Origin of the sequence: Aurantiacibacter xanthus (genome assembly GCF_003584015.1) — a bacterium.
Classification (GTDB): Bacteria; Pseudomonadota; Alphaproteobacteria; order Sphingomonadales; family Sphingomonadaceae; genus Alteraurantiacibacter; species Alteraurantiacibacter xanthus.
In genome coordinates, this window is the sequence record NZ_QXFM01000093.1 from 24,589 (window position 1) to 37,286 (window position 12,698).

A 12,698-nucleotide genomic window follows, 5' to 3' on the forward strand; every position below is an offset into this window, starting at 1 on the left:
GACACGTGGCACACAACTGGACTCCCGAGAGCTGGCGTGGTGATCGCTTCACGGCGAAGCACATCCCGCATTACGAGGATCAGGCGGCACTGGCCGGCGCCGAACAGACTCTGGCCGGATATCCCCCGCTGGTGTTTGCAGGCGAAGCGCGCGCGCTGAAGGCCGAACTGGGCCGGGCGGCGGCGGGCGAGGCCTTTCTGCTGCAAGGCGGCGACTGTGCCGAGAGCTTTGCCGAGTTCAGCCCCAACAACATCCGCGACACCTTCCGCGTGATCCTGCAGATGGCGGCGGTGCTGACCTTCGCCAGCAAGATGCCGGTGGTGAAGGTGGGCCGCATGGCCGGCCAGTTCGCCAAGCCGCGCAGCGCGCCGACCGAAACGCAGGGCGACATCACCGCACCGAGCTACTTCGGCGATATCATCAACGGGATCGAGTTCGGCGTGGAAAGCCGCGCCAACGATCCCGAGCGGATGATCCGCGCCTACAGCCAGTCGGCGGCGACGCTGAACCTGCTGCGCGCTTTTGCGGGCGGGGGCTATGCCAACCTGCGCCAGGTCCACCGCTGGACGCTCGATTTCATGGGCCGCAGCCCCTGGGCCGAGCAGTACCAGTCGATCGCCGACCGCATCGGCGAAGCGCTCGACTTCATGGAAGCCTGCGGGATCGACACCGAGAACGAGCCTGCGCTCAAGGCCGCCAGCTTCTACACCAGCCACGAGGCGCTGCTGCTTCCTTACGAGCAGGCGCTGACCCGGCAGGATTCGCTGACCGGCGAGTGGTTCGACTGTTCGGCGCACATGTTGTGGATCGGTGACCGCACCCGCTTCATCGATTCGGCGCATGTCGAGTTCCTGCGCGGGGTGAACAACCCGATCGGCGTGAAGTGCGGGCCGAGCCTCGCGCCCGACGATCTGCTGGCCATGCTCGACACGCTCAATCCCGGCCGCGAAGCCGGGCGCATCACGCTGATCAGCCGCTACGGCCACGAGAAGGTCGAAGCCGGTCTGCCGCCGCTGGTCCGCGCCGTCGCGCGCGAGGGCCATCCGGTGGTGTGGAGCTGCGACCCGATGCACGGCAACGTCGTGAAGTCCGATTCGGGCTACAAGACGCGTCCGTTCGAGCGCATCCTCTCCGAGGTGAAGGGCTTCTTCGCCGTCCACCGCGCCGAGGGCACCCATGCGGGCGGCATCCACGTCGAGATGACCGGGCAGGACGTGACCGAATGCACTGGCGGCGCCGTGGCGATCACCGACGAAGGTCTGGCAGATCGCTATCACACCCATTGCGACCCGCGCCTCAACGCCGCGCAGTCGCTGGAGCTGGCCTTTACCCTGGCCGAAATGCTCAACCTCGAGCTGACCGAACGCCAGCGCGACGCGGCCTGACATAGAGCCGTAAACATAGACACTTGGAAGGGCCGGTGAGGAAACTCGCCGGCCCTTTTTGTTGGCTGTTTCGGAACAAGGCCGGGGCCGGTGAATTGGGAAAGGTGGATGCTTTCGGCCAATCGGGCCGTGGGGGCCATCACAGCCATGAGGAGAGGGATTTGGCCACAGCCACCCCCCGTCCTGCTATTGCACCCGCCGGCTCGCTGGCAGAGCGCTATCGCGCCACCCGCGCGCTGACCGAGGCTTTGCTTGCTCCGCTGAGCGAGGCGGATGCCACGCTCCAGTCGATGCCCGATGCCTCGCCAGCCAAGTGGCACGCCGCGCATGTGACGTGGTTCTGGGAGACCTTCCTCCTGCGCGACCATCTCGCCGGATACGAGCTGTTCAACGCGCGCTGGCCGTTCCTGTTCAACTCCTATTACGAGGCCGAGGGCGAGCGGCTGTTGCGAGCGCGCCGCGGGATGCTGTCGCGCCCGACGCTGGCTGAGATCGTCGAATGGCGCGAGGATGTCGATGCGACGATGGAAAGCCTGTTCGACCGGCCCGAATGCGCGGACCTGATCGAACTGGGCCTTGCGCACGAGCAGCAGCACATCGAACTGTTGCTGACCGACATCAAACACGCGCTGTTCTCCAATCCGCTCGGGCCTGCGATGTGGCCCCTTCGATACCCTTCCGTTCGTCCTGAGGAGGGATCAAAGCCGGAGGCTGAGAGCCCGTCTCGAAGGACCGATGACTGGCTCACCCATCCCGGCGGAATTGCCCGCGTCGGCCATCAGGAGGATGGGTTCGCTTTCGATAACGAGGGCCCGGCGCACCGCGTGCTGATCGAACCCTTCGCACTCTCGCGGCGGCTGGTGACCAATGCCGAGTGGCAGGAGTTCATCGCGGACGGTGGCTATCGCAAGGCTGCGTTGTGGCTGTCGGACGGCTGGGCCTGGGTGCAGCGTAAAGGCATTGCCGCACCGCTCTACTGGCGCGGAGAGGAGCATTTCACCCACTCCGGCTGGCAGGAGCGCGACCCCGAGGCACCGGTTGCGCACATTTCCTACTACGAAGCAGATGCCTTCGCCTCATGGGCAGGGGCACGGCTGCCGACCGAGTTCGAATGGGAAGCCATCGCGCGCGGGCAGGATACGAGCGGCGACAACCGACCCGGCTTTTCCGCCAGCGCAGGCAACCAGCTCGATGGCGCCGCTCCACCCTTGCCCCAAGGCGCGGGCGAGCTGTTCGGCGATGTCTGGCAGTTCACCCGTTCGGCCTATCTGCCCTATCCGCGCTTCCAGCCTGCCGAGGGCGCGGTGGGCGAATACAACGGCAAGTTCATGGCCGGACAATGGGTGCTCAAGGGTGCCAGCTGCGCCACCGTGCGCGGCCACTCGCGCGCCTCCTACCGCAATTTCTTCTACCCCCGGCAACGCTGGCAGTTCACCGGCCTGCGGCTGGCAAAGGACCAATGATGGCAGCCCAGACCGATATCCGACTGGTTGACCGCGACGATCACGGCATCGACCGCGCCTTCCGCGCCGACGTGCTCGAAGGGCTTTCCTCCCCGCAAAAGGCGATTCCGGCCCGCTGGTTCTACGACGACGAAGGTTCGCGCCTGTTCGAGGATATTACCCGGCTGCCCGAGTACTATCTCACCCGCGCCGAAACCGAGACCCTGCGCAAGCGGGCTGGGGACTTCGCCCGGCTGATCGGGCCGGGGCGGGCGGTGGTCGAATTCGGTTCGGGCTCATCGCTCAAGACACCGCTGTTGCTCGATGCGATCCAGCCGGGGGCCTATGTTCCCATCGACATCGCGGGCGATTTCCTGCGCGAGTCCTCGGCGGCGCTGGCGGCGAAGTTTCCCGGCCTGCCGGTCCACCCGATCGAGGCCGACTTCACCACCACCGTGAAGCTGCCGCCGGAGTTGCTCGCCATGTCCAAGCTCGGCTTCTTCCCCGGCTCCACCATCGGCAACATGGTCCCGCGCTCGGCGGTCGATCTGCTGCGCACCATGCGGATGACGCTGGGCGGCGATGCGATGCTGCTGATCGGCATGGATCTCATCAAGGATATTGATGTGCTTACCGCGGCTTACGACGATGCCGCCGGTGTCACGGCGGCGTTCAACCGCAACCTCCTGAAGCGCATCAACCGCGAGCTGGACGGCGATATCCCCATCGCCGCCTTCGCCCACCGTGCGCGCTGGAACGATACCTATGCCCGGATCGAGATGCATCTCGAAGCGCGCGCCGAGATCGCCTTCACGGTCGCGGGGCGTTCCTTCACGATGCGCGCGGGCGAAACGATCCACACCGAGAACAGCCACAAGTTCGACCTGCGCAGCGCCAACATGCTGCTGCTGGCCGGACACTGGACCCCGGTCGAGCGCTGGACCGATAGCGAGGATCGTTTCGCCCTGATCCTCGCCCGCGCCAGTGTGCCGCGCAAGGCACCATGACGCGGGGCCGGCAAAGCCAGACAGTCGCAATTCACCAGCTTGGCGCTATATCTCTGGTCTATGGACTGGTCCGCCCTTTCTGAGCAGATCGCACATTCGGTGCGCGAATTGCCCCGCTCGGGGCTGCTGATGGTTGCCGTGGGCGCGATGGGGCTGGGCATCGCCGGGTCGCTGCTGGGGCGCAGCCTGCCCGGCTTCGGGCGGTTGTTGCGCACGGCGAGCACGCTGGGTCTGATGGGCGTGCTGGTGCTGGTGGTGCTGCAACTCTCGCGGCTCGATCCGCGCTTCTCGATGGCGGTGCCGCAGATCGGTCTGCCCGAACAGGTGGTCGAGGGCGGCGAGACCCGCGTGCCGCTTGCGCCCGACGGACATTACTGGCTGCGCGCGAGGGTCAACGGGCATGAAGCGCATTTCCTCGTCGATACCGGGGCCACGCTGACCGCGATCTCGCAGGACACCGCCGAGCGCGCGGGCCTGACCCCGCGCGAGGGGGCGTTGCCGATCCGCATGCAGACCGCCAACGGTTCGGTCGCGGCGCAGGTCACCGCGATTGACGAGCTGCGCTTCGGCAATGTCGCTGCGCGCGGGCTCGATGCGATCATCGCGCCGGGGCTGGGCGAGACCAATGTGATCGGCATGAACCTGCTCTCGCGGCTCGCCTCGGTGCGGATCGAGCAGGGCGAGCTGGTGCTGGTGCCCAACAATCCGCAGGAGCCGATGGAATAGCGCGTTGACGATGTCCGCCCGGCGCGTCACTCTGCCTGCTTGCACAAAAGTCCACGGGAGAGGGCGATGGCGGCAAACAATGCCACCGGAGAAAAGTTCGACGTAGCGCGATTCATCGACGAACGCCCGGTGGGCGCGCGGGAATATTTCCTGCTGGCCATTGTCTCGGTGATCCTGTTCCTCGACGGGTTCGACATGTACTTCCTCGGCAAGATCCTGCCTGCGATCGCCGAGGGGCTGGGCGGAACGCCCGTCGATATGCAGCCGGTGGTGAATTATCAGCAGATCGGCATGGCCATCGGGGCTTTCATCATGCCGCCGCTGGCCGACCGGATCGGGCGCAAGCCGGTGCTGGCGCTATGCCTTGCCGGGTTCGGTTCGCTGTCGCTGTGGGCGGCCTTTTCCGACGGCTTTTCGATGCTGTCGGTGCTGCGCGGTATTTCGGGCGTGTTCTTCTCCGCAATGCTGCCGGTTGGGCTGGCTTTTCTCTCCGAAGCGACCCCCAAGGCGCGCCGGGCGCTGTTCATGTCGATTGCGCTGGTGTGCTTTTCCGGCGGCAACCTTGGCTCGGGGGTGATGGTGGCCTGGTTCCTCGAAGATATCGGCTGGGAAGGCTTCTTCATCATCGGCGGTGCGGTGCCGTTGCTGGCGCTGTTGCTGCTGTTGATGGTGCGCGAGAGTCTCGCCTTCCGCGTCAACCGCAACCCGGCTGACCCGCGCATCCCGGCGCAGATCCGCGCGCTCGATCCGCAGACGCCGATTCCGGCAGGTGCGGTGTTCCATATGGGCGATCAGGACGAGGTCAGCCCGCTCGGCCCGCTGGCGATGTTCGGCAAGCGCTATCTCCCGCAGACGGTGCTGTTGTTTGCGCTGTGCTTCTTCTCGCTTGGCAACATCGCGCTGCTGGCGAACTGGCTGGCGACCTTCATGCACGAACTGGCCGGGCTGCCGATCGAGACCTTCGCCTTCTACATGATCATCGGGTACTTTGGCGGTGCCGCGGGCACGCTGATCATGGGCTGGCTGATGGACCGGATGAACCCCTATTGGCTGATCACCGGCTATTTCCTGGTCGATGCGGCGGCGATCTTCATGATCGGGCAGGTGCCACCGCAGACTGCGGTGGCCTTCGTGGCCGCGCTGATCGTGTGGAACTTCTGCCAAGTCGGCGGGCAGACCGGGATCAACAACATGGCAACGCTGGCCTACCCGCCCGAGATGCGCAGTTCTGGCCTCGGCTGGGCGGGGGGCTTTGGCCGTCTGGGCGGGATCGTGTTCCCGGCGCTGGGCGGACAGGCGCTGGTGCTGGGGCTGAGCCTGCCCGCGATCATGAGCATCACGGCCGTTCCCGCGCTGATGATCGCGGCGCTGGTGTTCGCGCTGGGCGTGGTCAACGGCGGCAAGATCGGCGGGCGCTCGAAGACCGCGCCCGCAGCGCACTAGCCGAGGATCTGCACCAGCTCGATCTGGTGCCCCTGCGGCGAGGCGAGCATGGCGACGATCACCCCGCCGACATCGGTGGGCTCCATCAGCACGCTCGCCCCTTCGGCCTGGGCATGGGCGAAGCTGGCGGCGACGTCCGGGCAGACGAAGCCGACCGGGCCATGACCCGGCCCCACGCTGACGTCGCCAGCGGGCTTGCCCTGTACCAGCATCAGTTGCGGCGCGCCCTCTTCACCGGGAATGGCCATGATGTCCTCGGCGAAGTCGGGCAGATCGTAGCTGCCCACCACGGTAAAACCGAAGGCGCGTTGCCAGAAGCTGCGCGCCTGCGCGAGGTCGGGCACGTTGAGCTTGAAGAAGGCGAGCTTGGCAACAGGGGGCGTCATGGTCGAATTCCTTATCGGAGGCAGATTGCCGAGGCCGGACTGTCTTGCAAACCCGTTTGCACGGCAATCGGTGCAGGATGATTATTGCCGATATCAAACAGGCTGCGCCCGGTAGCGGTCGGGCGCCCCGGATACAAACTAAGTCTATTTCCAGCCGAATAACCAATAAAAAACGGCTGGTTGGCACCATTTTGTCCCATTGTCGTTGAGTTGGGGCCTGCCTATAAATTTGGCTTATGAGGACAATCATGATTCGATCAAACGGATGGCTGCGGACCTGAGGCGCGTTCTTCGCGATCAGACGACGCAGGTTCATGAGGATACCGAAAGTGCCTTCGCAGCGATCGATCTAACCACCCCCGAGGGGCTGGACGCGACGCTACGCGCGCATATCGCGGCTTTGTCTTCGCTGCTTCCCAATCTCGCGCCTTGTCCGGTCTTCGCGGAGGAGATCGGTCGGCTGCGCGATCTGGCGGTGGCCTCGCTCGCCGCCACGGGGGCCGCACCGGTTCCTTCGCCCAGCCGCGATGCCGCTGCACTCGATCCGCTGGCAGTCGCCTATGTCGTGCTTGGCTCGCGGCTCGGGGCGCGGGTGATTGCGGCTCGTCTGCGGGCGGCGCAGGTGCCCGAAGGTTCGGCAGCCTATGCCTATTTCCGCGACGAGGGATCGGGTGCGGCATGGCAGACATTGCGGCAAATGCTCGCCTCATTTCCCGGAGAACACACGGCGATAGTGGCGGATACCAGTGCTGCGTTTCGGATTTTTCAGCAGGAAGCGGCCAGATTTGCGCCTCGCTTCGCGGTTAAGGAAGTTTAGTTGGAAGTCGACCTCACCAATTGTGACCGCGAGGAAATCCATCTTCTTGGTCATGTGCAGTCCTTCGGGTGTCTGATTGCGCTCTCGTCGGACTGGTTGATCATGCATGCCTCGCAATCGGCCGAGCGCTATCTCGGGCTGAAGGCGAACGACCTGATCGGCCTGCCGCTGCATCAGATCCTTACCGCTAAAGCGCTCCACGAGGTGCGCGGCGCGATGCAGTTGCTGGCCACGCGGGATTCGATCGGGCGGCTGTTCGACCTGCCGCTGCTGCCGGGCTCCGACCGCCTGTTCAACCTGGCGCTGCACCGCACCGGCCGGGCCACGGTCATCGAGATCGAACCTGCCGACGAGCAGGGCCAGCGGGTCGATCCGCTGATGCAGGTGCACAACATCGTCGGCCGCCTCAAGACCTGCCCTGACGTGGAGACGCTGTCGGAAACGGCGGCGCGGTTCCTGCGCGCCTTCCTTGGCTTCGACCGGGTGATGGTCTACCGCTTTGCCAGCGACGACACCGGCGCAGTCATCGCCGAATCCGCCGCGCACGGGATCGGCTCCTTCCTTGGCCTGCGATATCCTGCCAGCGACATCCCGCGACAGGCCCGCGCGCTCTATCTGCGCTCGGTGATCCGCATCATCAGCGATGTCGACGACAAGGTCTCGCCGATCCTGCCCGAGGTCAATGCGGAGAACGAGAAGCTCGACCTGTCGCTCAGCACGCTGCGCGCGGTCTCGCCGATCCACCTCGAATATCTGCGCAACATGGGCGTGAAGGCGTCGATGTCGATCAGCATCATCGTCGACGGCAAGCTTTGGGGCCTGTTCGCCTGCCATCACTATCAGCCGCTGGTGCTCGATTACGTCACGCGCTCGGCGGCAGAGCTGTTCGGGCAGATGTTCGGCTTCCTGCTGTCGCATCAGCTCGAAGTGGTGCGCAAGCAGGATGCGGAGCGAGCGCGTGACCTGCACGATGACCTGATGCGCCATTTTGCCGAAAGCTCCTCGATCAGCGGAGACCTTGGCCAGATTATCGACGGGCTGAAGGATCTGGTTGCCTTCGATGGCGCTGCCGGATGGATCGCGGGCACCTTGCAGACGCGCGGGACCACCCCCACGCATGACGAGATCATGGCGCTGGTTCGCTTTCTCAACACCACGACCCCGAGCCAGGTCTATGCCACCGATTGCCTGATGCAGGTCCATCCCCCGGCGGCGGACTATACCCAGCGCGCTGCAGGGGTGCTGGCGATGCCGGTCTCGCGCACCCCGCGCGACTATATCATGCTGTTCCGCGGCGAGGTCGCGAAGCAGGTGACCTGGGCCGGCAATCCTGAAAAGCCGGTGGAGGTGGGGCCGAATGGTATCCGTCTCACCCCGCGCAAAAGCTTCGAGAGCTGGCAGGAAATCGTCCGCGGCCATTCGGCGGAGTGGACCCCGCAGGAACTGGAGGTGGCCGACACCATCCGGGTGACCCTGCTCGAAGTGGTGCTGCGGATGGCCGACAGCGCCAATCAGGAGCGTCAGCGCGCGAGCGAGCGGCAGGAACTGCTGATCGCCGAGCTGAACCACCGTGTCCGCAATATCCTCACGCTCATTCGCGGGCTGGTCGAGCAGAGCAAGTCCGACTTGATTGGCATCGAGGAGTTCACCGCCAACGTCAGCGACCGCATTCAGGCGCTGGCCCGCGCGCATGACCAGATCACGCGCAGCAACTGGAACGCGGCTTCGCTGCGCGAACTGGTCGAGACCGAAGTAACCGCCTACCTCGGCGCCAAGCGCGATCGGGTGGTGTTGCATGGCGGCGATGCGATCGTGAAGCCGGAGGCCTATGCCACGCTGGCGCTGGTTATCCACGAGCTGACCACCAATTCGGCCAAGTACGGTTCGCTGGCGGACAGCCGGGGCCGCGTCGATGTCACCGTGAAACAGGAAGCGGACGGCGTGCTTGGGATCGGCTGGGTGGAATCGGACGGTCCACCGGTCAAGGCACCGGCGCGGCGTGGCTTCGGCTCCACGGTGATCGAACGGTCGATCCCGTTCGAGCTGGGGGGCAAGGTCGAGGTTAGCTACCCGCTGACCGGTTTGCGGGCGCAAATGCACGTGCCGGCGCGCCATATCGAGCGCTTCGAGGTGCAGGCCGAGGATGAGCCGGAAGTGTCAGCGAGTGCCGACGAGGTGAAGGAGGCCCCGCTGTTTGCTGCATCCTCACCCACGGTGCTGCTGCTGGAAGACAACATGATCATCGCCATGGATGGCGAGCGCTATCTGGCCGATCTCGGTGCCGAACGGGTGGTGACGGCCAGCAGCGTGGCGCAGGCCATGGCCATGCTCGATGCGGAACCGGTGGTGTGCGGCCTGCTTGATCTCAATCTCGGAGTGGAGACCAGCCTGCCCGTTGCCCGGCGGCTGCGCGAACAGGGTGTGCCCTTCGCCTTTGCCACCGGCTATGGCGATGCTGGCGAGCTTGCCGAGGAATTTCCCGATGCGCCGGTGCTGACCAAGCCTTACGACCTGGACCAGCTCGCCGACATCCTGCGCCAGATCCTGCCCGATACCGATACCGATACTGGCGGGGCCTGAGCGCATCAAACGCAAATGGGCCGGTCGGGAGGGGATGACTTCCGACCGGCCCGGCAAGTTCTGATGCGGGGTCAGAACTTGAAGCGGACGCCTGCGCGATAGGTACGACCGACCTGATCGTAGAGCGCGGGGTTGTTGAAGATGTAGTTGCGCACCGGTGACTTGTCGGTGAGGTTGTCGACCTTGAAGTAGGCGGTGAAATTCTCCGTCAGGTTATACGAGCCGCCCACATCAATGTAGAGCGCGCCAGGCATATAGTTGCTGCTGATCGTGCGCTTGTTGGTGGCCGGGTCGAACGCCGGGCAGTTGGCCGTGCACTCGATGTAGTTGTTCGAGAACACCCCGTCGCTGAACCAGCGCTCCTGCACGAACAGCGAGAACAGATCGTTCTCGTAGCTCTGGATGGCAAGATACTTCCAGTTCGGCGTCGCTCCGAGGTTTTCGCCCGCAGTGTCGGTCGGCACCGTGCCGGGCAGACCCTGGTCGGTGACGAACTCGATCACGTGGGTCGCCAGCCCGCGCAGGGTCAGCGAGCCGGGCAGGCCGAGCGGGTCAAGCCAGCGGTAGCTCGCCTCGATGTCGAAGCCCGAGGTCTTGATCGATGCCGTGTTGAACGAGGCCACCTGCAGGGTGTTGCCACCGGGCGGGTTGCTGAAGTCGAACGCCTGGCAGGTCGCCGGGATGACGTTGCGGAAGCAGAAGTCGACGATCTGGTTGGCGGTCAGCGACTGCACCGCGTCGTCGATTTCGAGGTTGTAGTAGTCGAACGAGATGTTGAAGCCGGGCAGCCAGCCCGGATTGGCAAGCGCCACGCCGAGGTTGGTGTTGCGGGCGATTTCCGGCTTGAGGTTGGGGTTGCCGCCCGTGCTCTGGATCACAAGGATCGACTGGTTGGTGAACGGGTCGAAGAAGTTGGGCAGGGTGATCGTGACGGGCGCCGCATAGAGTTCCGACAGGTTGGGCGCACGCACGTCACGCGAGGTCACACCGCGCAGGCGCAGGCCGTCGATCGGGGTGTCCCAGGTGCCGCCGACCTTCCACGCCCAGATCGAGCCCGAGGTCGAATAGTCGGTGATGCGGGCGGCGGCATTGAGGCGAAGCTCGCCTGCGCCGTCGGACGCAAACAGCGGGAAGTCGGTTTCGAGGTAGGCTTCCTTCACACTGTAGGCGCCGGACCCGTTCTTGTAGTTGCCCGCATACCAGTTGCCGCCATCCGCGCCGAGGATCGGATCGGCAGGGTAGTTGCCGCCAGCCGGGGTGTTGCTGAAGCCCGCGCCATAAGGGTCGGCTTCCACGGTGTAGAACTCGTGACGCCACTCCCCGCCGAAAGCGAAGGAGACAGGGCCTGCCCAGTTGTCGAACGGCGATCCCGAGATGTTCACACCGGCGACGTCCTGCGTCTGCCGGGTGTGCTGGTAGGGGCCGAAGTCGGGCTGGACATAGCGCAGTGCAGCCTCGGACACCTGCCCGCCGATGATGTTGAGCGGCTGGCAGCCGTTGGCCCGCGCCACGGGATCGGCACAGACGATCGCGCCATTCAGCTCGACCGCGTTGATCGCCTGTTCGAACCGGCGGTTAAGCAGGATGTTGGAGACGTCGACCTTCGTCTTGTTGGTGCCGTGCTGAACGTAGAGGTCGTAGGACCATTCGTCGCCCGCCACATCGAGCGAGCCCTTGAGGCCGAGCACGCCGCGATACTGGCGGCGGTCGGTGTGGACCTGCGTGTTGCCAAGCGCGGCGTTGGAGGTGCCGTAGCTGAAGCTGGTGATGCCCTCGTCGGCGCAGGCGGCCTGGACCGATGCGGGTACGAAGGGATTGGCGCACTGGATCGTCAGGCTGGGCTTGTTCTGCCCGTGGACCGGCTGGTTGTTGCTCTGCACCCAGCCGAAGTTGAGCGTGGTGTAAAGCTCGGCCCGGCTGCCGATATTGACGCCGAAGCGGCCATAGGTGTTGAAGCGCTGGAGGCCTGATTGCAGCGACCGGCCCGTCGACACGTTGCCGCTCAGATCGCCGCCCTGACAGAAGCCGGAAATGCAATCGGTGCCGTACTCGAACTGCCTCGGGCTGCCGGTCTCGTCGAAGGCGATGCCGCGCAGCGGGCCGCCGTTGATGAGGCCGTACTTGGCCCAGTTGGCCGACTGCGCGCGGTCGATCACGAGGAACTGCGGCGCGCCGCCGGCGGTGTTGCCGGTGTCGATGCTGGCGGTTTCGTTGAACCAGTCGCGCCCGCCGGCAAGGCCGAGGCCCCATTCGCCGCCGCCGATGCCTTCGTCGCGCTGATACTCGGTGCTGAGCGTCAGGTGAGCGCCGCCGTTGAACAGGCTGGTGCCATAGGCCAGCTGGCCGACCACAGAGGCGTTGTCGCCATAGGTGGTGATGCCGCCGGCCACATTGCCCTTGATGCCTTCGAAGTGAGTGTCGGTGATGAAGTTGACCACGCCGCCAACCGCATCCGAACCGTAGGATGCACCGGCGCCGCCTGTGACCACATCGACGCGTTTGATCAGCAGCTGCGGGAACAGGCTGATGTCGGGCGTGCCGTTGACGTTGGCACCGACCACGCGTTGTCCGTCCAGCAGGGTCAGCGTGCGGATCGCGCCCACACCGCGCAGCGAGAAGGCGCTCAGGCCTTGCTGGCCGCTCGAGGTCGAGTAGGTGTTGACCTGGGTGCCACTCGATCCCTGCAGCGAGGGCAGCTGGGCGATGGTGGTGAAGATGTTGGGCTGCGCGTTGGATTCGATCGCCTCGGTGTCGAGCACGGTCATCGGCACGGGCGCGCTGAAACCATCGGCCTGAATGCGCGAGCCGGTGACGACAATCGAATCCTTGGTTTGGGTGGGCTGCTGGTCCTGAGCCAGAGCAGGTGCGCCGAGCGCGAGGACGGACAGTACCGTCATGGACGAGGACCCACT

The 12,698-nt window shown here is 65.2% G+C and carries 9 protein-coding genes; 7 read left to right on the forward strand and 2 right to left on the reverse strand.

The annotated features are described in order from the left end of the window. The first annotated feature begins 5 nt into the window (after positions 1 to 5). The 5 genes from D2V17_RS10065 (at position 6) to D2V17_RS10085 (ending at position 6,003) form a co-directional block, all read left to right on the forward strand. Positions 6 to 1,385: a class II 3-deoxy-7-phosphoheptulonate synthase gene (locus tag D2V17_RS10065; RefSeq protein ID WP_119592846.1), complete on the forward strand. Its 1,380-nt coding sequence runs from the start codon at positions 6 to 8 to the stop codon at positions 1,383 to 1,385. Between the two features lie 161 nt (positions 1,386 to 1,546). Continuing rightward, a complete protein-coding gene (egtB, locus tag D2V17_RS10070) occupies positions 1,547 to 2,848 on the forward strand; it encodes an ergothioneine biosynthesis protein EgtB (protein ID WP_119592847.1) in 1,302 nt (433 codons plus the stop codon). Next, a complete protein-coding gene (gene egtD, locus D2V17_RS10075) occupies positions 2,848 to 3,834 on the forward strand; it encodes an L-histidine N(alpha)-methyltransferase (protein WP_119592872.1) in 987 nt (328 codons plus the stop codon). Before egtB ends, egtD begins: the two co-directional genes overlap by 1 nt. 60 nt (positions 3,835 to 3,894) lie before the next feature. Next, positions 3,895 to 4,560: a retropepsin-like aspartic protease family protein gene (locus D2V17_RS10080; RefSeq protein ID WP_119592848.1), complete on the forward strand. Its 666-nt coding sequence runs from the start codon at positions 3,895 to 3,897 to the stop codon at positions 4,558 to 4,560. 66 nt (positions 4,561 to 4,626) lie between these two features. Beyond that, the gene (locus D2V17_RS10085) at positions 4,627 to 6,003 is read left to right on the forward strand and encodes an MFS transporter (protein WP_119592849.1); all 1,377 of its coding nucleotides are present in this window, start codon (positions 4,627 to 4,629) and stop codon (positions 6,001 to 6,003) included. Here the strand turns inward: D2V17_RS10085 and D2V17_RS10090 are convergent. Continuing rightward, positions 6,000 to 6,389, reverse strand: coding sequence for a VOC family protein (locus D2V17_RS10090; RefSeq protein WP_119592850.1), 390 nt, complete (start codon positions 6,387 to 6,389; stop codon positions 6,000 to 6,002). The two genes, D2V17_RS10085 and D2V17_RS10090, sit on opposite strands and share 4 nt — an antisense overlap. A gap of 265 nt (positions 6,390 to 6,654) precedes the next feature. Between D2V17_RS10090 and D2V17_RS10095 the strand changes: the two genes are divergently transcribed. Further along, complete coding sequence (locus D2V17_RS10095; protein WP_147367344.1) at positions 6,655 to 7,206, forward strand: heme oxygenase-like domain-containing protein; 552 nt, start codon at positions 6,655 to 6,657, stop codon at positions 7,204 to 7,206. Next, entirely contained in the window at positions 7,207 to 9,786 is a 2,580-nt protein-coding gene (locus D2V17_RS10100) for an HWE histidine kinase domain-containing protein (RefSeq protein WP_119592852.1), read from the forward strand. A 71-nt stretch (positions 9,787 to 9,857) separates the two neighbouring features. Here the strand turns inward: D2V17_RS10100 and D2V17_RS10105 are convergent, their stop codons facing one another. Then, entirely contained in the window at positions 9,858 to 12,683 is a 2,826-nt protein-coding gene (locus tag D2V17_RS10105; RefSeq protein WP_245978662.1) for a TonB-dependent receptor domain-containing protein, read from the reverse strand. Positions 12,684 to 12,698: the final 15 nt, after the last annotated feature.

Coding starts and splice junctions, on each gene's coding strand:
- egtD (WP_119592872.1), top strand. CDS start 2,848: ATGGCAGCCCAGACCGATATCCGACTGGTTGACCGCGACGATCACGGC.
- D2V17_RS10080 (WP_119592848.1), top strand. CDS start 3,895: ATGGACTGGTCCGCCCTTTCTGAGCAGATCGCACATTCGGTGCGCGAA.
- D2V17_RS10085 (WP_119592849.1), top strand. CDS start 4,627: ATGGCGGCAAACAATGCCACCGGAGAAAAGTTCGACGTAGCGCGATTC.
- D2V17_RS10090 (WP_119592850.1), bottom strand. CDS start 6,389: ATGACGCCCCCTGTTGCCAAGCTCGCCTTCTTCAAGCTCAACGTGCCC.
- D2V17_RS10095 (WP_147367344.1), top strand. CDS start 6,655: ATGGCTGCGGACCTGAGGCGCGTTCTTCGCGATCAGACGACGCAGGTT.
- D2V17_RS10105 (WP_245978662.1), bottom strand. CDS start 12,683: ATGACGGTACTGTCCGTCCTCGCGCTCGGCGCACCTGCTCTGGCTCAG.